This window comes from Pandoraea sp. PE-S2R-1 (assembly GCF_002179865.1).
Taxonomy (GTDB): Bacteria; Pseudomonadota; Gammaproteobacteria; order Burkholderiales; family Burkholderiaceae; genus Pandoraea.
The window spans coordinates 31,150-51,412 of record NZ_NGUR01000012.1; the positions used below are offsets into that span (position 1 = coordinate 31,150).

The following is a 20,263-nucleotide window of genomic DNA, read 5'->3' on the forward strand; positions in this document are numbered from 1 at the left end:
CGGAATGTCAGTCGAGCGCAACGATCGTCCCGTTAAACATGTTCATGACGCGCTCGAACTCAGCGACCTCGCGACGAACCCGCTGCGCATCGTGATGCCGTCCGGCAATCTCGCGGTCTTCGGCGTACCAACGACACACCTTGATGACGGCCGCCGCGTCGCCCGTGATCGGAAAAATCTCCTGCGCATGCCCAAGGCAACGGATCAGGTGATCAGGTGTCGGTAGTCGCACGAACGCCTCGATAGCACTCTGAAGCAACCGGCTGGCGACTTTGAACTGACGGTCCCGCTGATAAATCTGCGCATCCGTCTCGCAAGCGAGTCCCAGCGTTTCGTACTCGGCGAGCGACAGCCGCTCATGCCGGTCGGAAAGGATCTGGCTTATCGATCTCCCCCCCATAAACGCCTGATGCATCAGCCACTGGTGCTCATACGGCGTGATTGCGCCGTCACCGTCGCCAAAACAATCTGCCATGAGTGGCAGGCGAAGATCCACGGCAGGTACCCGTAGATGTATCGGCGGTCCGGATTCGGCCAGTGTCAGCCGTTCGCAGGACAAGTTATCAGGCGTCGGCATCAACATGCGCGAGCGGGCATCGGGCGTCAGATGCCGCAACAGATACAGGCTGCTCTCACCCGCCTTCAGCGGATACTCCCCCACCTCGGACAAGTATTGCCGTCCTTGCATGTATGACCCGATATGGCATCGGGCCAGCGCCTCCAGAATCGATCGCTTTCGTGCACCGTTCGTAAAAACATCCTTGATGCGATCCCACGGTCCCATCTGCGTCACGCTGCGGCGGAATCGCTCAAATGCCACGCGTGAGGCAACCGCGTTGTCGGCCTCGTCGGAAAGTGTGTCCTCGAGGGCCCGAACGCTGTCGTGGATCGCGTCAGCACGTGCCTCGCTGAGTTGCCGGGAGGGATACCCTTGCAGCGGAAGAGATAGGGAGTGAGCAGGTAGCATCGCGGTGCCTCTGACGTGTCGGACGCAACCGTGCGCCGGCGCCAGCCACCGGGCATGGGGATCACGCAGGTGCCGTCGCTCCCTGACTATCGCGTCACGCGGCGCCCGGATATTTCAGGAATCGCCGAACGCGCACAAGCGGGTTCCCAAACGCGGCCGCCATCGACACGTCACACCACTACGCAAACCGGTCCGTCGCCTCGATCAACCAATGCAAAATCGTCGGTTCGTTGAACGCGTGACCGGCGTCTGCCGCCCAGAAGAAGTCGGCTTCCGGCCAAGCCTTGTGCAATTCCCACGCCGTGCGCGCGGGCGTCGCCACATCGTAACGGCCCTGCACGATCACACCGGGAATGCCACGCAGACGCCACGCATCCGCGATCAGTTGATCGGGCTTGAGAAAGCCGTCGTGCACGAAATAGTGGTTTTCGATGCGCGCAAACGCAATCGCGTAGTGCGGATCGCCGAACGCTTCGGTCAGCGCCGCGTCGTGCAGCAACGTGATCGTGCTGCCCTCCCACATGCTCCATGCGCGAGCGGCTTGGATCTTCGCAGTCTCATCGGCCCCCGTCAGGCGCTTGCGATAAGCGCGCATCAGGTCGCCCCGTTCTTCCAGCGGAATCGGCGCAAGAAACGCATCCCATCGATCGGGGAACAGCCACGACGCCCCTTCTTGGTAATACCAATGCAATTCCTCACGGCGCACCGTGAAGATGCCGCGAACGATCAATTCGCTCACGCGTGTGGGATGCGTCTGCGCGTAGGCCAGCGCCAGCGTGCTGCCCCATGAACCGCCCAGCACGAGCCACCGGTCGTAGCCGAACTTTTCGCGCAGGCGCTCGATGTCGCGCACGAGATCCCACGTCGTGTTGTGGTCCAGACTCGCGTGCGGCAACGAGCGGCCGCAGCCGCGCTGATCGAACAGGGTGATGCAGTACTTTGCGGGATCGAACAGCCGTCGCTGCTCGGGAGAACACCCGCCACCGGGGCCACCGTGCAGGAACACGGCGGGTTTGCCGTGCGGGTTGCCGCACTGCTCCCAGTAGATCTGATGGCCGTCGCCTACGTCGAGCATGCCGCTCGCGAACGGGGCAATCGGCGGATACATCTGGCGCAGGCGCTCGGGACGCGCTTCCACGACATTGCCGGCGGCGCGCGCGCCAGGTTGCGACGGCGGCGTCACGGCATGCGCATCACGAAGCCCATCGTAGGGGGTGTCATCGGGAAAGTCGGCTGGCATCGGCATCCTCGCGTCCATCGTTCATGGTCAGAGTGGCGAGGTTCAGTGTAGCGCGGCAACTTCAACAAGACAAAGCAGCGCCTGCGCGTCGGCCCGTGGCGACGGTAACCGTACCGGCGAGCGGCGACGCTCAGGACATCGGCCGGGGGTCCGCGTCCACCAGCAGATCCAGCGCCGCAGCACCCCGCAGGATATCGCTGTGGTGCAGTGCCTCGCGCGTCAGCGGATGCGTGCCGATCGATTCCAGTTGCTTCGCCGTCTCCACGGTGATCAGGTCGTAGGTTCGTTTGCCCTGATGCTCCCCGCGTAGCAGCAGACACCAGCGCTCGCCCTCCCCCGCGTCGAATGCCATGGCGGAAATCGGGTCACACATGTCGTCCATGAAGACCGTCGTCGAGCCCGAATCGAAACCCGACGATGCCAGCGCATCGCGATGACGCCGGATCGCCTTGTCGATCGCAACGGCGATCGCGTCTTCGTTGCGGGCATCCGCCTCACACAGATCTGCCCAGCGAAAACACTCGTCCGCCCGTGCGCGAAATTTCGCGGCCGTGGCCGCGTCGTCAGCCTGTACGCAGATGTCAGCAACGGCCGCGTAGAAAACGCCGGAAATGGCGTATTGCGTGTTGAGACTGCACAACTGTGCGGCGTCGACGATCGCGTCGATGATTTGCCCGGACGCCTCGTTTGCCGGATGGCATGCGCGTGCCCGGGCCAGACACCGCAAGGCATCGTCATATTGACGGCCCCTTGCGAAGTGCTGCATTGCCTTGAAGAACTCCGTCGCCGCATTTTCGTGACATCCGCCGAGCGAGAACGCTGCCGCCAACAGTTCCTCCTGCCTCGCCGCCAACGCGCACTCAGGCTCCGACAGTGCTTCGTCCCGGCTCGCGATGGTTTCCCCGACCGTCATCCATGCTTCAGTCCGCAAGCCCATCAGCAGACCGGCCTCATGTTCGCTCAAGGCGCCGTCCGCACAGGAGAAGCACGCCGGCAGCAGCGGCATGCGCAACGGCGTGCCGGGGATCGTGACCACGATGATCGAGAGCGCCGACACCGACGGCAGCCTTGCAGCATGCGAAGTCAGCAGCGAGGTGCGCGCCCCGGGCAAGAGCCGTTGCAGCAGATACAGGCTCTGGTCACCGGTCTTGAGCGGGTAATGACCTTTGGAAAACAAGTACCGTCTCCCCTGCGCGTAGCTGGCAACGTGGCACCGTGCCGCCGCCTTCAGGATCTCGCGCTTGTGCGACCCGCTCTGGAACGCGTCCATCAGACGGTCCCAGACACCCATGCGGGTGACATCGCCGATGAATCGTTCGCAATGCGTCTCGATGTCGGCATCGCTCATGACCCAAAGCAGGTTGTCATCGAGCGTTGCGACACAGTCGGTAATCAGTTGTGCGCGGTTGGCGCTGAGTTGCAGACCGGGATAGCCCTGTAGCGGCAATGCGGTGGCGTTGATGGAAGTGCTCATGGGCGATCGGTCGTGGTGTTCTGAAGCAAAGTCATTCGGGCAGCGTGCCCAATACGACCGCTAGTGTCACAGCAATGACAACCGTTGCATTTCAGGTTTAGCCCAAGCGGCCATGCCTCGAAACCCCATGCACCGCCCCGAAAAGCAAAGCGGGGCGATATCGCTATCGCCCCGCCTTTTACCGAGGTATCACCGATGCCTCACCGATGTCTCACTGACGACGTTCCGCTATCGCCAGCCTGCCGGTCAGACCGCTTCGTAAAGCGGCAGCGTCAGAAAATCGACAAAGTCGTCGCTCGTGCTCATCTGCTCGAAAATCACGGCCGCACGATCATACGAAGGCGCGACCTGACCAACCAGTTCCTTCACGTTGGCGAGTTCCTGCGGAATCAATTCGCGCACCAGCTCGGCCGTGACCTTGCGGCCATCTTCGAGCTTGCCCTTCGGCGAGCGAATCCACTGCCACACCTGCGAGCGCGAGATCTCGGCGGTCGCCGCATCTTCCATCAGGTTGTGAATCGGCACGCAGCCGTTGCCATCGAGCCACGCCCCCAGATAGTGGATGCCGACGTTGATGTTGTAGCGCAGCCCGGCTTCGGTAATCGGCGCTTCCGGCTTGAATTCGAGCAGGTCGCGCCCCTTCACCTTCACGTCGTCGCGTTGCTTGTCGATCTGGTTCGGACGAACGCCCAACACCTTCACAAACTCTTCCATGGCCACCGGCACGAGGCCCGGGTGCGCCACCCAGCCGCCGTCGTAGCCGTCGGTGGCATCGCGTGCCTTGTCGCCACGGATGCCGGCCATCGCTTTCTCGTTGGCTTCCGGATCGTTCTTGATCGGAATCAGTGCGCTCATGCCGCCAATCGCGGGCGCATTGCGATGGTGGCAGGTCTTGAGCAGCAACAGCGCATAGGCGCGCATGAACGGCACCGTCATGTTGATGCGGCTGCGATCGGCCAGACAGAAATCGGCGTCGACCTTGAACTTCTTGATGCACGAGAAGATGTAATCCCAGCGGCCGGCATTCAAGCCCGAGCTATGCTCACGCAGCTCATAGAGAATTTCGTCCATCTCGAACGCCGCGAGAATGGTCTCGACCAGCACGGTCGCCTTGATGGTGCCTTGCGCCACGCCCAGTTCGTTCTGCGCGAGTACGAACACGTCGTTCCACAGGCGTGCTTCGAGATGGCTTTCCAGCTTCGGCAGGTAATAGTACGGCCCAAAACCGCGCGCCAGCGACACCTTCGCGTTGTGGAAGAAATGCAGGCCGAAGTCGAACAGGCTGCCCGACATGCGCACGCCGTCCACCGACACGTGCTTCTCGTCCAGATGCCAGCCGCGCGGGCGCACGATCAGCGTCGCCACCTTGTCGTTGAGCTTGTACTGCTTGCCGTTCTGCTCAAGGCTGATTTCGCCGCGCACGGCGTCGCGCACGTTGATCTGACCTTGCAACTGGTTGTGCCAGTTCGGCGTGTTCGAGTCCTCGAAGTCGGTCATGTAGCTGTCCGCCCCCGAGTTCAGCGCATTGATGATCATCTTGCGCTCGACCGGACCGGTGATTTCCACACGGCGGCATTGCAGGGCGTCGGGCAGCGGCGCAATGCGCCAGTCGGCGTCGCGAATCGCTTGGGTTTCAGGCAGGAAATCGGGCACTTCACCGGCATCGAGGCGGGCAGCGCGCTCGACCCGCGCCGCCAGCAATTGTTGCCGGCGCGGTTCAAACGCACGGTGCAGTTTGGCGATGAACGCGAGCGCCTCGGGGGTCAGGATCGCTTCGTATTCAGGACGAACATCGGTGTTCGCATCGACATGCAGTTGCATGCCGGGGGGCAGCGTCAGGGACATCAGGGATCTCCAGCTTTCTTGATTTATATAAGGGAGTGCGCCGCAAGAAGGAACATCAGGGGCTTTGCACAAGAGGCGTCGCGCCATGCCGTTTTTACGGCTATGAACGTGAAGCGCGCGCTCCCGTCAGAGACTCGACAAAGCGCTGCAAGTCGCGCATATCGCGCCCCATCCCTTGCGGCGTCACGCCGAGTTGTTCGACCGGCAGCCCGGCACGGTTGACCCAAAACGTCGGGTAGCCGAACCAGGTGGCACCGGCCGCGTCCCAGCCGTTGCTGGAGACGAAAACGATGGACTCGACCGGCAGGCCGAACGCGGCCGGGCCCAGTCGATAGGCCTCGGGGGCCGTTTTGTATTTGCGCACGGCATCGACCGACAACACGTGATCGAACAGATCTTTGATGCCCGCGCTCTTCAGGCCGACGTCGAGCATTTGCGGGTTGCCGTTCGAGAGCACACCAAGACCCAGTCCCATGGCGCGCAAGGCACGCAGCACCGGCGGGTTCTCGGGGAACACGGACAAGCAGGTGTACTCGTCCATCAGACGCTTCTCCGCCACGGGCGAGAGCGTGAGGTTCAGGCGCGCGGCGGCGTAGCGCAGTGCATCGGCAGTGATGTCCCAGAACGGGCGGTAGCGTTCTCCGTTGGGGCCAGAGAGTGTGCGCAGTTGCGTGTACTCGATCTGCTTGGTGCGCCACAACTCTGCGAGCGCCGCCCCGTGACCGGGGAACTGCTGCTCGGCGGCGGCTGCGACGGAATACACGTCGAACAGCGTGCCGTACGCGTCGAAGATCACTGCCTGAATGCGAGAAGCCATAGCTTGGGGGTCGGTTGACACTTGTCGTTGCAGGTCGATTGTATTACCTATGTAGAACGTCATAAAATAGCCAAAACATCACTTTATCTTTGACTTTTTAGTACATAATCGCCGCGTGGATCGCTTCAAACAACTCGAAACTTTCGTCGCCGTGGCCGCCAAAGGCAGCCTGTCGGCGGCCGCCGCGCTCGAAGGCGTGGCCCCCGCAGTGATCGGGCGGCGCATCGACGCGCTCGAAACCCGGCTGGGCGTGAAGCTGCTCGTGCGCACCACGCGACGTGTGACGCTCACCTTCGAGGGCTCGGCCTTTCTCGAGGACTGCCAGCGCATCCTGAACGAGATGCACAACGCGGAGAGCGCGGTGTCGGCGGGCGGCGTCAAGGCCAGCGGGCATTTGCGCCTGTCGGCCCCCGCCGGCTTCGGGCGCCGTCACGTGGCGCCGCTGCTGCCCGTGTTCATCGAGTCGCATCCCGACGTTACCGTCACGCTCGATCTGTCCGACCGGCTCGTCGATCTGGTCAACGAGGGTTTCGACTGTGCCATCCGGTTGGGCGAGTTGCCCGATTCGAGTCTAGTTTCCTTGCGGCTTGGCGAAAACCGGCGCGTCTGTGTGGCGGCGCCCGCCTATCTGGCCAAACGCGGCACGCCCGAATCACTCGATGCGCTCGCACGTCACAACTGCCTCGCGTTCGGCTCGACGGCCAATCAGCAGCGCGGCTGGACCTTCGCGCAGGACGGCAAGGTCGTCACCATTCGCGTGAACGGGACGATGGAATGCACCGACGGCGCGGTGCTGCACGACTGGTGTCTCGACGGCTACGGCCTCGCGTGGCGCTCGTGGTGGGAAGTGGGCGACGATATTCGGGCCGGCCGGCTCGTGACCGTGCTGGATGCGTTCGCTGCGCCCCCGATCGGCATTCACGCCGTGTTTCCGCAACGCCGTCACCTGCCGCTGCGCGTTCGGCTCTTCATCGACCATCTCAAGCATCACTACAGCAGTCCGACGTATTGGCAGGACGAGGGGCCAGCGAGCGCATGAACCGATGGCCCTGCCGAACGCCGTGCGTCGATTCGACACACGCGTCATGTGGAACGTTTGTTACGCGGAGCCCGTCCGATACATAGAGGATGTCGTGCATTACCGGGTTTGCCCCCGTTGTTGCATCGCGCCAAAGCCATAGAATCGAAGCGAAGGGTCTGTCATGGCGTCGGCAGCACGAACCGAACGCACTGACCGACTGGGTTGTGCAAGACCGTCATACCTGCGCGAGCCTGTGAACGCGTGTTCAGCAACGCCAACTGCGGGAGGTCATATGTTATTTACCCATATCCTCATTCCGACCGACGGCTCGGAGCTATCCGAAAAAGCCGTCACCGGCGGACTCGAACTAGCACGCGCCCTTGGCGCGAGAGTGACCGGCTATTGTTGCCTCGCCGAATATCCCTACTCCCCCTTCAGCGAATACGTCCTCGAAGCGCCCGCGACTTTCAGTGAGCGCATCGCCGAGGAGGCTTGCTCGCACCTCGACAAACTGGCCGAATCGGCCGCCGCGGCCAGCGTGCCGTTCCATCGCGACACCTCCACCTTCCCTGCCCCATACCTCGGCATCATCGACGCCGCCGAGCGCCATGGCTGCGACGTCATCCTGATGGCCTCGCACGGGCGGCGCGGACTCACCAGCCTGCTGCTCGGCAGCGAAACCCAGCGCGTGCTCGTGCACTCGAAGATTCCGGTCATCATCTATCGCTGAGCCGACAGGCAGGTCGAGTCGGGGCGAGTCGAGGCGCATCCAAAGAAAAAACGGCTGCAAAGCATCGCAGCCGTTTTTTCTTGAGCCGTCCGCTCAGCGAGCAGGACTGACGACGCTATCGATCTTCATTTGCCGCCGGTCGAGGCTGTAAGCGCCGCCGCCGAAGGCCGCCACTTGCAGCAAACCACCCGCCACAGCCAAGTTCTTCATGAAGTGGAACAGCTGATTCTGATCGCCTAGCGCGTTGTGAAAGATCAACGCCGAGACCACCGAAAACAGCGCCAGGATGGCCGCCACCAGCCGGGTGCGATAACCGAGTGCGAGCAGCGCGCCGCCGATCGATTCGGTCGCCAGCGCTGCCGCAAAGGCCAGCACGGGTACTGGGAGACCCACCGAGGCGATGAAGCCGATCGTGCCGGCGGGCGCTGCCAGTTTGCCGAAAGCGCTGATGAGAAAAAGACTGGCGATCAGCAAACGGCCGATCAGGGACAGTGCCGAGACCTGCGTATGAGTGGCGGTAGTGAACGTATTGGACATGGTGAAGTTCGTTAAGGAATGTCGAGAATCAAGGGGTTGAGAGGTCCATCCGTGCATTCAGTGGATTCAGCGCGTTCAGCGCACTCGGCCACGGGCGCGGAGTTGCGAGCCGATCCGGCTAATTTCTTGTTCACCGCGCACAAGCGCAGCGTCGCTGGTGTGCACGGAGTAGTGCCCGAGCACCAACGGGTGCGGATGCCGGACAGCGGTGCCGATAACGAACTCCGTGGCGCCTTCGGCGACCACGTCGATCTCGGCGCCACTCTCGTTGAGCACCGCGAGTTCGTCCGCCACACGCGTGCCGGCGACGTGCAGTGCCCCTGCGCTGACATGGAGCCAGCCAACGTCGTGGCCCGCTTCCGGCGTCAGTTGCCAGCGTTCGCCATCACTTAGCCGGACATGCAGAAACAGCAGGTTTTCGGGGGCAAGTGCCTGACTTTGGACTCCCGCATAGCGGCCAAGAATGACGCGTGCCGGTCCCGATTGCGGAACCGCTTCGGGCGGCAGGTACTGACTCTGCGCGGGGGCAAGTTCCATCGCAGCCGGCAGGGCAACCCACAGCTGGTAGCCGCGAAAGCGCCCGGCACCGGCCGGAGAACCGTCGTGCCAGACGCCGTGACCGGCGCGCATCCATTCAACGCTGCCCGCCGCAAGCACGCCCGAAGCCCCCGTCGTATCTTCGTAGCGCAGGGCGCCGGAGAGCAGCACCGTCGTCGTGGCGATCCCCGAATGCGGATGCATCGGAAACATGGCGCCGCCGGTTGCCTGAAAATCGAAGTAATCCAGAAACACAAACGGCTTGACCTGATGCCCGATGTCGCCGGGACTGAATATCCGTGTCACCGGGCCATGACGGTGGCCGGTGGCGCGCTGAACCACGTGGCGTTGCGCGCTCTGCGGTGCGGTCACTGGCCGCTTGGAATGCAGTGATGCGGTGAGGTTGTCCATCGAAGTTGTTCCATCTGAAGAGATATGTGCAACTTTAGGAACTGGACATGTAGCTGAGAAGCCTATATTTTTCGATGGAATCCATCCGCAGGAGCGATAGATGCTCGACGGCGTATCGTTGGACCAGCTACGAACCTTCATCGCGGCCGCAGAGGAAGGCAGTTTTTCTGCGGCAGGACGCAAGCTGCGCCGCGCCCAGTCTGTGATCAGTCAAACCATGGCCAATCTCGAAGCGCAGTTGCGTGTGACCCTGTTCGACCGCAGCGCACGCTACCCGGTGCTGACCGACGAGGGCAAGGCACTGCTGGGTGAAGCCAAGCTCGTGGTAAATGGCATGGATGCGTTCAAGGCACGCGCCCGCACCTTGTCCGAGGGGCTGGAGCCCGAGCTCTCGGTAGCCGTCGACGTGATGTACCCAATGGCGTCGCTGACCGACGCCGTCGGCGCCTTTCGCGAGGCCTTTCCCACGACACCGCTGCGTATGTATGTCGAGGCGCTGGGTGCCGTGGTCCAGCCGGTGCTGGACGGCATGTGCCGTATCGGTGTGATTGGCTCGATGCCGGTAATACCCGAAGGGCTCAACGCCGAAAGGCTGCCGGAAGTGCCCATGGTCACCGTGGTTGCTCCCAATCATCCGCTGGCCGAAAGCCAAGGCATCCTGCCCAGCAAAGTGCTCGAAAGCCATGTGCAACTGGTGCTGACCGATCGCACTACATTGACTGCCGGCACCAATTTCGGTGTGTTCTCGCCGCTGATCTGGCGGCTTGCCGATCTTGGCGCGAAGCATGCCTTTCTCAAGGCTGGTTTTGGCTGGGGACATATGCCGCTGGCGATGGTGGCGCCGGATCTGGAGGCCGGCCGACTGGTCCGCATTCGTCTGGAAATGCACCAGCCGGCCATACCGGTCATCGCCATGTACGCTGTCTACCGCACGGACGAACCGCCCGGACCTGCCGGGCGCTGGTTCATTGACCGGCTGCAACAGTTCACGACCGACGCGCCGGCGTAGCGCTTTCTCGCTCCCCCTTCCGACCCAATCGCTCCTGCGCAACGCAGGCTGTAGCATCGTTTTTTCCGATGGACTCCATCGAAACAAACAGGCTACCGCGATAGGTCGGCGGCTCCTACGCTTGGGACATGACAACTCACCGTGTTGTCCAACCCAAGGAGCCTCAAATGACCAAAGTTCTCGTTCTCTACTACTCGTCCTACGGCCACATCGAGCAAATGGCCGAGGCCATCGCCGACGGCGCCCGTAGCGCCGGTGCCCAAGTCGACATCAAGCGTGTCCCCGAAACGGTGCCGGCAGAAGTAGCGAAGAACGCGCACTTCAAGCTCGACCAAGCAGCCCCGGTCGCGACTGTCGCCGACCTGGAGCACTACGACGCCATCGTTGTCGGCACTGGCACGCGCTTCGGCCGCATGTCTTCCCAAATGGCCGCCTTCCTCGATCAGGCAGGCGGGCTGTGGGCACGCGGCGCGCTCAACGGCAAGGTCGGCGCGGCCTTCAGTTCTTCGGCCACCCAGCATGGCGGTCAGGAGACCACGCTGTTCTCGATCATCACCAATCTGCTGCACTTCGGCATGACCATCGTCGGCTTGCCGTACAGCCACCAAGGCCAGATGAGCGTGGCCGAGATCGTGGGCGGCGCCCCCTACGGCGCGACCACCATCGCGGGCGGCGACGGCTCGCGTCAGCCCTCGGAAATCGATCTGGCCGGCGCGCGCCACCAAGGCGAGTTGGTCGCCAAGACGGCTGCCAAGCTGTTCGGTTAAGGCGTTCACTTCCTCACCGACTTTGCAAGGAGCATGTCATGTCTGAACTCAATGTCAGCGACGCCGCCAAGGCCGTGATCCGCCGCAACACCGATGAGGTGCAAGGCGGCGGCGACTGGGCGCTCTTCGACGAACTGTTCGCCGATGATTTTGTCGACCACACGCCGCAGCCCAACAGCGGTGCCAACAAGGCCGGCGTGCTCGGCCTCTACCGCAAGCTACGCGAAGCCTTTCCGGATTTCCGCGCCGTCATCCACTGGCAGCGCGCCGATGGCGACGTGGTAACCACGTACAAGACCTACTACGGCACGCATCAAGGCGACTTCCTCGGGCTGGCCCCCACGGGCAAGGCGATTCACTTCGAGACCGTGGATGCCATGCGCGTGCAGAACGGCAAGATCACCGAGCACTGGGGCGTCGCCAATCTGTACTCGGCACTCCAGCAACTCAACGCACTGCCGCGCTAAGGCCCCCGTCATGAACACCAATATCCTGCAAGACAAGGTCGTCGTCGTCACCGGCGCGGCCAGCGGCATCGGTCGTGCGATCGCTATCAATGCCGCCCGGCACGGCGCGAAGGCAGTCATCGTGTCCGACATCAGCGAGACCCCGCGCGAAGGCGGCACGGCCACCACCCATGAGATCGAAGCGTTGGGCGTACCGGTTCGTTTCCATGCGGCCGATGTCAGCCAGCGCGAGCAGGTCGATGCGCTGGTCGAGGCCGCAGCGGCGTTCGGTGGCGTCGACGTGATGGTGGCGAATGCGGGCATCACCCTGCGCCACGACGGCGTGGACGTGTCCGAGGACGACTTCCATCGCCTGATGGCGGTCAATCTCGACGGCACACTGTTTAGCGCCCAAGCCGCCGCGCGCCAGATGAAGGCACGGGGTGAAGGCGGCAGCATCGTGCTGATGGCCAGCATGGGCGGCCTGTCGGGTGCCGGCATGACGGTCGCCTATTCCACCAGCAAGGGCGGCGTCGTGCTAATGGCCAAGGCCATGGCCGACGCGCTGGGCCCTGACGGTATCCGCGTCAATGCGGTCGCCCCCGGCACCATCGACACGCATCTGCTGCGCACCAGCCCCGGCATCGCCGAAGCAGCCGAGGGCTTTCGCCAGCGCACGCCACTGCGCCGTCTGGGCCGACCGGAAGAAATTGGTGACGCCGTGGCGTGGCTGGGCTCCGACCTTTCCAGTTATGTAACCGGCACTGCTCTGCTGGTCGACGGCGGCCTGCTGTCCGTCATCTGACGCTCCCGATTCTTTCAATCTTTCAAACTTTCAAGGCAACGCATCATGAACACCACCCTCCGTTTCCATCAGTACGGCGATCCCTCAGTCCTTCAGATCGAGGACGACGCCATCGGCACGCCCAGCGCCGGCGAAGTGCGCCTGCGCCATGAGGCTATCGGCGTCAATTTCATCGACACCGCGTTCCGGCAAGGCATCTTCCCCGTGCCCCTGCCCTCGGTGCCGGGCGTCGAAGGCGTGGGCATTGTCGAGGCGACAGGCGCGGGCGTAACCGGCATCGAGGTGGGCCAGCGCATGGCCTACTTCCTTGCACCGGGAAGTTACACGCAGCAGCGCCTGATCGCGGCCGAGCATCTGGTGCCGGTGCCGGACGACTTGTCTGCCGAAATCGTGGCCGCCTTGCTGACCAAGGGGCTGACCGCCTGGGCCGGAATGAACGGCTACTACCCGTTGCAGGCCGGGCAGACCGTGCTGATTCAGGGCGCCTCCAGCAGCGTAGGCAATCTGCTGGCTCGCTGGGCCAAGGCGCGCGGCGCGATCGTGATCGGCACGGCCGGGTCACCGGAAAAACTCGCCGCACTCGCCTCGGCGATCGATCACGCGCTGCCTTCGGGGGCCCCTGATCTGGCAGCGCAAGTCAAACGCGTTGCACCGCACGGCGTCGATGTCGTCTACGAGTTCGTCGGCAAGGCGACGTTCGCAGCCACCGTTGCTGCGGTACGCGACGGCGGGACCATCGTCACGATCGGCGCCGCCTCCGGTGCCCCCGAGTTCGACAAGGCTGAGCTTGCCCGTCGCCGGATCCACATGGTCGGCGGCCCGATGGCGAACCACCTGCAAGGGCGCGTCGGCGAGGCCACGCAAGCCGTATTCGATGCCTACCGGCGTGGTGTGTTCGGTGCCGTCACAGCGACCCGTTATGCGCTTAAGGACGCGGCTCAGGCGCACACCGACATCGCGCGACGTCAAAAGGCAGGATCGCTGGTGCTGATTCCTTGAGGCGAACGAGGTGCGACGCCATCCGGATGCCCTCGCTCGGATGGCTCGCTTCAGTGCGATTGCATGATTTGCAGGAAGGCCTCGGCCGAGTCCTTCGAGAACATGGCCTCGAAGGTCGCAAAACCTTCCGGCGCCGCCTCGTTCGCCCGGTGCTTCATGGCGGCTGCCGCTTGTGCCACTTGTACGGTCCAGTCGCCATCCAGCGTAAGTGCCGTGGCAAGTTCGGCGGCATCCAGCATCGCGAGATTCACGCCGAAACCAACCGGGGGCAGCAGATGCGCGGCATCGCCGAGCAACGTCAGCCCCGCCACCTGTCGCCAGCCGAAGTCACCCGGCAGCGTGTAGATCGGCCGTGTCACGATGACATCGAGACACGACGAAATCAGTGCCAGCAGTTGCGGCGACCAGCCCGCGAAACCTTGCAGCAACGCGGCGCGCATCTGTGCGGGGTCTTGCGTATTCACACCGAGCGCGTCGGCCCAGTTTTCCGGGCGGCGGAACGCCGCGTACACCCGCACGTGCCCGCCGCCGTTACGTTGGGCAATCAGCCCCATGTTGTCGTGCAGCGAGAACATCGTGCCGCGCCCCACCAGCGCCGCGATCTCGGGATGGCGCGTATCCACCTCGTCGAGCCAGCATTCGACGAAGGTCACGCCGGTGTACACCGGCACCACGTCCGAGAGCTTCGCGCGAATCTTCGACCACGCACCATCGGCCCCGATGACCAGATCGAAGGTCTCCTCTTTGCCGTTGGCAAAGCGCAGCACGTGCTGGCCGATGGGCGCGTTGCGCTCGCCCTCGGCCGCCCCCGCCGTCGCGACCGGTTCGACCGCTTCGACCGCTTCGACCGCTTCGACCGCTTCGACAGCAACCAGCTTGTGCCCCCATCGCACGGTATCGGGCAACAGGGAGGCCAGTAGCAGGTCACGCAGCGTACGCCGGTCGATTTCCGGGCGATCGCCGGTGCCGGACGGCGGTGAATCCTCAAACAAGGGCTGCGCGCTCGCATAGTCGAGCATGCGGGTGCCCTGATCGTCATAGCGCGCGTGACTGACGAACGTGTCGTGCAGTCCGGCAAGTTCGAGGGCTTTTTGCCCGGTGTCGACGTGCAGGTCGAGCGTGCCCCCTTGGTCGCGGGCAGACGTCGATGCCTCGGCTTCAAATACGACGGGGTGGAACCCGCGCAATTGCAGAATGCGGGCGGCAACCAGCCCCGCAGGGCCGGCGCCGACGATGGCGATTCGCGGGGCACTTTGCGGGGCACTGCGAGGGGAATGGCGAAGGGAATGGCTCGTGGAAGTGTCCGGGGAATTCTGCCGGGAAGACGTCGGGAACATGCTGCCTCAGTTTGCGTAGGTGTCTGCGCAATTTAGCAAAGAATCGACGTCGTCCCCATGAAAAAAGGCCCGTGAGCGGGATAAGCTCACGGGCCTCTTCTCGTCCGGCGTGCACTGCAACCCTGACGACGACGGGACACGCCGTCAGGGCCGCCCCGGCCGGATAGACCGGGATGCGCGGTCGAAGCGCGGCGGCAGTCCGCTCACGATGATGTGCCCCCACGACGCATCACCGTTGGCGGGCACCGCTGCGCCCTCCCTCAGCCTGGTCAGGCTGCCTTGACCTGCGCCTTCTTTTCGTCGAAGAACTGTTCGTCCTCCGTCGAACCCTTCAGGGCCGTGGTCGATGCGTCGCGCTCGATGGTCTGCGTGACGGCGTCGAAGTAGCCCGTACCCACTTCACGCTGATGCTTGACCGCCGTGAAGCCCTTGTCGGCGGCGGCGAATTCGGCTTCCTGCAACTCGACGAAGGCGCTCATCTGACGGCGGGCGTAGCCGTGGGCCAGATTGAACATCGAGTAGTTCAGGCTGTGGAAGCCGGCCAGCGTGATGAACTGGAACTTGTAACCCATCGCACCGAGTTCCTTCTGGAACTTGGCGATGGTCGCGTCGTCGAGGTTCTTCTTCCAGTTGAACGACGGCGAGCAGTTGTACGAAAGCATCTTGCCCGGGAAGTGCTTGTGAATACCTTCGGCAAACTGCTTGGCGAACTCGAGATCCGGCTTGCCGGTTTCGCACCACACCAGATCGACATACGGGGCATACGCCAGACCGCGCGAGATGGCTTGATCGAGACCGTTACGCGTGCGGTAGAAGCCCTCGACCGTGCGCTCGCCCGTGCAGAACGGTTGATCGATCGGGTCGACGTCGGCGGTGATCAGGTCGGCCGCTTCGGCATCGGTACGGGCGATGAGCACCGTCGGCACGCCCAGCACGTCGGCCGCCAGACGCGCCGCCACCAGCTTGGCAACGGCTTCACGCGTCGGCACGAGCACCTTGCCGCCCATGTGGCCGCACTTCTTGACCGAGGCGAGCTGATCTTCGAAGTGAACGCCGGCCGCGCCGGCTTCGACCATGGCCTTCATCAGTTCGAACGCGTTGAGCACGCCGCCGAAACCGGCTTCGGCATCGGCCACGATCGGGGCGAAGTAGTCGATGTAGCCTTCGTCGCCCGGGTTCTTGCCTTCCGACCATTGGATCTGGTCGGCACGCGTGAACGTGTTGTTGATGCGGCGCACGACTTGCGGCACCGAGTTGGCCGGGTACAGCGACTGGTCAGGATACATTTCACCGGCGAGGTTGGCGTCGCCGGCGACTTGCCAGCCCGACAGGTAGATCGCCTGGAGGCCGGCCTTGACCTGCTGCATGGCCTGATTGCCGGTGAGCGCGCCAAGCGCGTTCACGAACGGCTGCTCGTTGATCTGATTCCACAGACGCTCGGCACCGCGACGGGCCAGCGTTTGTTCCGGCTGGATCGAACCACGCAGACGCACCACGTCTTCCGCCGAGTAGCCACGCTTGATGCCAGCCCAGCGCGGATTGTTCGCCCAGTCCTGCTCGAGTTGCTTCACTTGTTCTTGACGCGTCGTCATGGTGATCTCTCCTGGTTTCTCAATACAAATAAAAGAGGGGTATCTCTTTGCCGCCCTGATTCCGTCCGGTCGCTGCCCTTGGCAGTTGACCGCTTTTTGTGTCTCCGAATCGGCAGGTCTTGTATAAGAGTTTAGGGATTCTTCACGCATCGCAACAGAACGAATGTCGTGCCTATCGCATATTTTTTATTTATAAAAATCAAATAGATAACAAAATATTTTTGCGATGTGAAACGATGTTTCCCTTCCTGAAATCATGATGTTGTGCCAAGCAGCGCAAATTTTTACGCACCGCAACCCCATTCCACATCATGAAAAAAGACCGGTAACGCGAGTTACCGGCCTGCTTGCTTCCCTCGGGTACCGCGTCAGGAGGTGACGCGACTCGCGACCGGGGCGGCCTTCGGCGGCTTGCAGACGAGCCACACGGCCATGGCGATGAAGCAGCCGCCGACAAGGTGAGCGAAGGTGACCGCTTCGTTCAGGAACAAGGCGCCCCACAACACGCCGAACGGCGGAATGAGGAACGTGACGGTGAGCGAGCGCAGCGGACCGAGATCGGCGATCAGGCGGAAGAACAACATATAGGCCAGCGCGCTGCATACGAAGCCGAGCGCCGCCATGGCCGCCCATACGCCGCCCGTGGCAGGGCCCGGCATGCCGGTCGTGGTCGATACGTAAGCGAAGAACGGCAGCAGCACGAGCGCCGCCCCCAGCTGGCTGCCGAAAGCCACGAGCTTGGCGTCGAGACCGCCGCGGTCGCTAATCCAGCGCTTGGTGAGATATCCCGCAAGGCCGTAGCAAGACGTCGCCACGAGACACGCGAGCGCCCCCATCACGACGGGCCCTGACATCGCCACGGGGCCGGTGCGGGTCAGCACCGCCACACCGATCAGCCCCAGCAGCACACCGAGGCCCTTGGCACCGGTCAGACGCTCACGGAAGAACACCACGCCGATCAGCACCCCCATCAGCGGCGTGGTGGCGTTGAGGATGGACGAGTAGCCGGCGGGCAACACACGCGCGGCCAGACAGTACATGACGAAGGGAATGCCGGAATTGATCACGCCGAGCACCATCGACGCGCCCAGCAACCCTTTGAACTGCCAACGGACGCGCAGCACGAGCAGGATGACGGCTAGCCCCAGTGCGCCGAGTGCGACGCGGAAGAAGGCCGTCGGCAACGGCCCCAGTGCGGGCACGATGATACGCATGAAGAGGAAACTCGCGCCCCAGATGGCGGAGAGCGTCAGCAAACGGGCAATGTCGGACGATCGCATAGTGTGGGAGACGGCGCAAAGGCCGCATATGTCTACCGGAATGCGTGCATGCTCCCACAACCGCCCGCGTTGCGCTGGTCATAATCGGACATGGCGGCGTCGGCACATTTCAGATTCGACGCATTGAACGCACCGGACACGCGCGTTAAGTTCGACGGTCAAACTTTCGGAGGAACCTCAGCCTATGTCACGCAACGATTCCGGTGCCGCCAGCGCGGTCAACGTGCATGCCACGCATGGGGGCGAGCATGTGAGCCCAGATGCCCCGGCGACGGTGTTTCCTCGTCCGCTGCCGCGTGCCCGCCTGCGCGGGGCGCCTGACGCTGCCGCTCGTGGGATCGGCATGCGCGGCTACGATCTCTGGAACGACTACGAGGTCGCCTGGCTCGACATGCATGAGCGCCCGCAAATTGCGGTGCTGGAAATTGTCATTCCCTGCGATTCGCCGTTCACGCTGGAAATGTCGGACGCGAGGCGGTACCTTTCGACGCTTCGTGAACTTCGGTTCGAATCGGCACAAGCGCTCGAAGCCCACGTCGCGGGGGCGCTCACCCATTGCCTGAAGTCTTATGTGCTTGTGCGCGCGACGCCGGTCCGGCAGGCGGTTCGTGCCACTTGCGGTGGCGAGCCTGACGCTGTGAGTCTTGATACCGAGCCCGGCGGCGTCGTGCGCGGTGGCGTACAGGCCAGCCTGCTCCGAATCGTTCATGACGCTGGAGGCGCTGGAATTGCTGGAATTGCTGGAAACGGCGGCAACGCGGGAAACGCTGATCCGGGGCTGGCGACGCTGTTTCACGAACGCCTCAGCTCGGACCTGCTCAGTTCACGCTGTCCGCTGACCGGTGGCATCGACCTCGGTACCCTATGGATCGACTACACCGGCGCACGCATTTGTCGGCAAACCTTGCTCGCCTATGTACTCTCGTTCAGAGACAGCGAGATGTTTCACGAACAATGCGTGGAAACCGTCTTTATCGACTTGCTCGCCCAATGTGCGCCCACGCGCCTGACGGTCGGCGCACGCTTTACGCGGCGTCACGGCCTCGATATCAATCCGGTGCGCTCGACGCACGCCATCTCCATTCGCAACGTCCGCACCGTACGCCAATGACTGCCTCGTCTTCACATTCCGAATCGTCTACGGTGAACCCGCCGTCTCCAGCTTCTCCGGCATCCCCGGCATCGACGTGCCCGCCTGCCCACCACAAGCAAGCCACACGCATTACCCCGGCCGTCATCTGCCTCGCCATTGCATTCGTGAGCTTTCTGCTGATATCGAATGCGCTCGGGGCGCGTGTATGCGAGATCGTGCTGCCGTGGCCGTTCTTCGGTGAGCCGCTGCGGCTGACGTTTTCGGCGGCGATCATCAGCTTTCCGTTCGCCTATCTGTTCGCGTCGGTGCTGACCGAGGTGTACGGCTACCGCATCAGCCGCGTGGTGATCTGGAGCGGGCTCGCCGCCAACCTCATCCTCATCGGCTTTCTCTGGCTGATGGCGTTGCTACCCACGCAGCCGGCGTGGGCCGCGCAAACCGGTTTCACCGATGACGTGCAGCGTCACTGGTTCGAAGCCATCACACATATGTTTGTGGCGTCGGTATCGGCGTGCTTTGTCGGAGAGTTCGCCAATGCGGCAACGCTCGCGCGCATGAAGGTGGCCATGCACGGCCGTTGGGCGGGCTTGCGCATCATGGCGGGCAGCGCGTTGGCGGCTCTGCTCGATACGCTCGTGTTTGTCGTGATTGCGTTTGCCTACGTGCTCGATGCCGATGCGATGGCACGCATGATCGGACTCGAATTCGTCTTCAAGTGTGCGTTGCAGTGGCTGGTGCTGCCGCTCACTGTCGGACTCGCTCGTCTGCTCAAGCGGCTGGACGGCATCGATCATTACGATGTCGGCACGTCGCTCAACCCGTTTGCGTTTCGAGGGCGCGGCGAGTGACACGATGCGCCGCGTCACATCGCAGCGCATCGTGTCGCGCCATGTCACACCGCGCTGACTTCCCGCGTCTTCCGGTAGTCGACCCAATCGCCGCTGGCGATGTGCGGCAGACCGGCCACGGCCGCTTCATTGACCGGGTAGACGATGCACGTGTAGGTCGCGCCGTCGTGGGCTACGTCGTGCAACTCGCGCACGAACAACCCCGCTTCGCCCGGATAGACGGCTTCGATCTCGTCGAGCACGGCTACCAGCGCCGCCGGAATGCGATAGATGTCGCCGACCGTGCGCTCATTGGCTTGCGTTGATAACACCATGCCCGGGTAACGGCCAAAGTCGTAAAGGCGACCGCCCAAGGTCGACGTTCCCACATACGTGGGCGCGGGCAGATGATGACGCGCCGCCGCACGCATCATGTCGTTGATCTCGCCCGCGCGCAGCGTGCCGTAGACGAAGACGTGAACCACCGCGTCTTCCCCGTTGCCAGTCGCTGCGCCGGTTGCCGCACTGA

At 63.2% G+C, this 20,263-nt stretch carries 20 protein-coding genes; 9 read left to right on the forward strand and 11 right to left on the reverse strand.

The genetic code is table 11. From position 1 onward, the window contains the following. Nucleotides 1–7: 7 nt before the first annotated feature. From CDV44_RS15320 to CDV44_RS15340, 5 genes are all read right to left on the reverse strand, one after another. The gene (locus CDV44_RS15320) at nucleotides 8–967 is read right to left on the reverse strand and encodes a hypothetical protein (protein ID WP_087688813.1); all 960 of its coding nucleotides are present in this window, start codon (nucleotides 965–967) and stop codon (nucleotides 8–10) included. A 178-nt stretch (nucleotides 968–1,145) separates the two neighbouring features. Beyond that, nucleotides 1,146–2,075 (reverse strand): prolyl aminopeptidase, encoded by a 930-nt coding sequence (pip, locus tag CDV44_RS15325; protein WP_087688911.1) that lies wholly within the window; start codon nucleotides 2,073–2,075, stop codon nucleotides 1,146–1,148. 262 nt (nucleotides 2,076–2,337) lie between these two features. Next, complete coding sequence (locus tag CDV44_RS15330) at nucleotides 2,338–3,681, reverse strand: hypothetical protein (protein WP_087688814.1); 1,344 nt, start codon at nucleotides 3,679–3,681, stop codon at nucleotides 2,338–2,340. A 246-nt stretch (nucleotides 3,682–3,927) separates the two neighbouring features. After that, nucleotides 3,928–5,526, reverse strand: a complete 1,599-nt coding sequence (gene aceB / locus CDV44_RS15335; RefSeq protein ID WP_087688815.1) for a malate synthase A — start codon at nucleotides 5,524–5,526, stop codon at nucleotides 3,928–3,930. 100 nt (nucleotides 5,527–5,626) lie between these two features. Continuing rightward, nucleotides 5,627–6,343, reverse strand: a complete 717-nt coding sequence (locus CDV44_RS15340) for a haloacid dehalogenase type II (protein ID WP_058379004.1) — start codon at nucleotides 6,341–6,343, stop codon at nucleotides 5,627–5,629. Between the two features lie 115 nt (nucleotides 6,344–6,458). Here CDV44_RS15340 and CDV44_RS15345 point away from each other — a divergent pair, with 115 nt between their 5' ends. Both CDV44_RS15345 and CDV44_RS15350 read left to right on the forward strand, forming a co-directional pair. Continuing rightward, complete coding sequence (locus CDV44_RS15345; protein WP_087688816.1) at nucleotides 6,459–7,382, forward strand: LysR family transcriptional regulator; 924 nt, start codon at nucleotides 6,459–6,461, stop codon at nucleotides 7,380–7,382. 274 nt (nucleotides 7,383–7,656) lie between these two features. After that, complete coding sequence (locus CDV44_RS15350) at nucleotides 7,657–8,094, forward strand: universal stress protein (protein WP_058379006.1); 438 nt, start codon at nucleotides 7,657–7,659, stop codon at nucleotides 8,092–8,094. Nucleotides 8,095–8,187: 93 nt separating this feature from the next. Here the strand turns inward: CDV44_RS15350 and CDV44_RS15355 are convergent, their stop codons facing one another. Beyond that, complete coding sequence (locus CDV44_RS15355) at nucleotides 8,188–8,631, reverse strand: DoxX family protein (RefSeq protein WP_087688817.1); 444 nt, start codon at nucleotides 8,629–8,631, stop codon at nucleotides 8,188–8,190. 75 nt (nucleotides 8,632–8,706) lie between these two features. Then, nucleotides 8,707–9,579 (reverse strand): pirin family protein, encoded by an 873-nt coding sequence (locus tag CDV44_RS15360; RefSeq protein WP_087688818.1) that lies wholly within the window; start codon nucleotides 9,577–9,579, stop codon nucleotides 8,707–8,709. Between the two features lie 100 nt (nucleotides 9,580–9,679). Between CDV44_RS15360 and CDV44_RS15365 the strand changes: the two genes are divergently transcribed. The 5 genes from CDV44_RS15365 to CDV44_RS15385 all read left to right on the forward strand — a co-directional run bounded on the left by CDV44_RS15365 (nucleotide 9,680) and on the right by CDV44_RS15385 (nucleotide 13,605). After that, nucleotides 9,680–10,588 (forward strand): LysR family transcriptional regulator, encoded by a 909-nt coding sequence (locus CDV44_RS15365; protein ID WP_087688819.1) that lies wholly within the window; start codon nucleotides 9,680–9,682, stop codon nucleotides 10,586–10,588. A gap of 167 nt (nucleotides 10,589–10,755) precedes the next feature. Further along, complete coding sequence (gene wrbA, locus CDV44_RS15370; RefSeq protein ID WP_087688820.1) at nucleotides 10,756–11,355, forward strand: NAD(P)H:quinone oxidoreductase; 600 nt, start codon at nucleotides 10,756–10,758, stop codon at nucleotides 11,353–11,355. Nucleotides 11,356–11,393: 38 nt separating this feature from the next. Continuing rightward, entirely contained in the window at nucleotides 11,394–11,822 is a 429-nt protein-coding gene (locus CDV44_RS15375) for an ester cyclase (RefSeq protein ID WP_087688821.1), read from the forward strand. Between the two features lie 10 nt (nucleotides 11,823–11,832). Next, nucleotides 11,833–12,606: an SDR family NAD(P)-dependent oxidoreductase gene (locus tag CDV44_RS15380; protein WP_087688822.1), complete on the forward strand. Its 774-nt coding sequence runs from the start codon at nucleotides 11,833–11,835 to the stop codon at nucleotides 12,604–12,606. Between the two features lie 45 nt (nucleotides 12,607–12,651). After that, nucleotides 12,652–13,605 (forward strand): quinone oxidoreductase, encoded by a 954-nt coding sequence (locus tag CDV44_RS15385; RefSeq protein ID WP_087688823.1) that lies wholly within the window; start codon nucleotides 12,652–12,654, stop codon nucleotides 13,603–13,605. Nucleotides 13,606–13,655: 50 nt separating this feature from the next. On the opposite strand, the gene CDV44_RS15390 is transcribed toward CDV44_RS15385, so the two are convergent. The 3 genes from CDV44_RS15390 to CDV44_RS15400 all read right to left on the reverse strand — a co-directional run bounded on the left by CDV44_RS15390 (nucleotide 13,656) and on the right by CDV44_RS15400 (nucleotide 17,814). After that, nucleotides 13,656–14,942: an NAD(P)/FAD-dependent oxidoreductase gene (locus CDV44_RS15390; RefSeq protein WP_087688824.1), complete on the reverse strand. Its 1,287-nt coding sequence runs from the start codon at nucleotides 14,940–14,942 to the stop codon at nucleotides 13,656–13,658. Between the two features lie 269 nt (nucleotides 14,943–15,211). After that, complete coding sequence (gene aceA / locus CDV44_RS15395) at nucleotides 15,212–16,534, reverse strand: isocitrate lyase (protein ID WP_058379015.1); 1,323 nt, start codon at nucleotides 16,532–16,534, stop codon at nucleotides 15,212–15,214. Nucleotides 16,535–16,902: 368 nt separating this feature from the next. Continuing rightward, nucleotides 16,903–17,814 carry a DMT family transporter gene (locus CDV44_RS15400; RefSeq protein WP_087688825.1) on the reverse strand — a complete coding sequence of 304 codons (912 nt, stop codon included), beginning with the start codon at nucleotides 17,812–17,814 and terminating at the stop codon, nucleotides 16,903–16,905. Nucleotides 17,815–17,998: 184 nt separating this feature from the next. Here CDV44_RS15400 and CDV44_RS15405 point away from each other — a divergent pair, with 184 nt between their 5' ends. Next, a complete protein-coding gene (locus tag CDV44_RS15405; protein ID WP_087688826.1) occupies nucleotides 17,999–18,925 on the forward strand; it encodes an NADPH-dependent 7-cyano-7-deazaguanine reductase QueF in 927 nt (308 codons plus the stop codon). Nucleotides 18,926–18,957: 32 nt separating this feature from the next. Then, entirely contained in the window at nucleotides 18,958–19,755 is a 798-nt protein-coding gene (locus CDV44_RS15410) for a queuosine precursor transporter (RefSeq protein ID WP_170936002.1), read from the forward strand. 44 nt (nucleotides 19,756–19,799) lie between these two features. Here CDV44_RS15410 and CDV44_RS15415 read toward each other — a convergent pair whose 3' ends face one another. Next, entirely contained in the window at nucleotides 19,800–20,219 is a 420-nt protein-coding gene (locus CDV44_RS15415; RefSeq protein WP_087688912.1) for a gamma-glutamylcyclotransferase, read from the reverse strand. Nucleotides 20,220–20,263 lie beyond the last annotated feature (44 nt).

Bases quoted from the DNA above. Each gene is read 5' to 3' on its own strand.
- CDV44_RS15320 (WP_087688813.1), bottom strand. From the start codon at position 967: ATGCTACCTGCTCACTCCCTATCTCTTCCGCTGCAAGGGTATCCCTCC.
- pip (WP_087688911.1), bottom strand. From the start codon at position 2,075: ATGTATCCGCCGATTGCCCCGTTCGCGAGCGGCATGCTCGACGTAGGC.
- CDV44_RS15330 (WP_087688814.1), bottom strand. From the start codon at position 3,681: ATGAGCACTTCCATCAACGCCACCGCATTGCCGCTACAGGGCTATCCC.
- aceB (WP_087688815.1), bottom strand. From the start codon at position 5,526: ATGTCCCTGACGCTGCCCCCCGGCATGCAACTGCATGTCGATGCGAAC.
- CDV44_RS15340 (WP_058379004.1), bottom strand. From the start codon at position 6,343: ATGGCTTCTCGCATTCAGGCAGTGATCTTCGACGCGTACGGCACGCTG.
- CDV44_RS15350 (WP_058379006.1), top strand. From the start codon at position 7,657: ATGTTATTTACCCATATCCTCATTCCGACCGACGGCTCGGAGCTATCC.
- CDV44_RS15355 (WP_087688817.1), bottom strand. From the start codon at position 8,631: ATGTCCAATACGTTCACTACCGCCACTCATACGCAGGTCTCGGCACTG.
- CDV44_RS15360 (WP_087688818.1), bottom strand. From the start codon at position 9,579: ATGGACAACCTCACCGCATCACTGCATTCCAAGCGGCCAGTGACCGCA.
- CDV44_RS15365 (WP_087688819.1), top strand. From the start codon at position 9,680: ATGCTCGACGGCGTATCGTTGGACCAGCTACGAACCTTCATCGCGGCC.
- wrbA (WP_087688820.1), top strand. From the start codon at position 10,756: ATGACCAAAGTTCTCGTTCTCTACTACTCGTCCTACGGCCACATCGAG.
- CDV44_RS15375 (WP_087688821.1), top strand. From the start codon at position 11,394: ATGTCTGAACTCAATGTCAGCGACGCCGCCAAGGCCGTGATCCGCCGC.
- CDV44_RS15380 (WP_087688822.1), top strand. From the start codon at position 11,833: ATGAACACCAATATCCTGCAAGACAAGGTCGTCGTCGTCACCGGCGCG.
- CDV44_RS15385 (WP_087688823.1), top strand. From the start codon at position 12,652: ATGAACACCACCCTCCGTTTCCATCAGTACGGCGATCCCTCAGTCCTT.
- CDV44_RS15390 (WP_087688824.1), bottom strand. From the start codon at position 14,942: ATGTTCCCGACGTCTTCCCGGCAGAATTCCCCGGACACTTCCACGAGC.
- aceA (WP_058379015.1), bottom strand. From the start codon at position 16,534: ATGACGACGCGTCAAGAACAAGTGAAGCAACTCGAGCAGGACTGGGCG.
- CDV44_RS15400 (WP_087688825.1), bottom strand. From the start codon at position 17,814: ATGCGATCGTCCGACATTGCCCGTTTGCTGACGCTCTCCGCCATCTGG.
- CDV44_RS15405 (WP_087688826.1), top strand. From the start codon at position 17,999: ATGTCACGCAACGATTCCGGTGCCGCCAGCGCGGTCAACGTGCATGCC.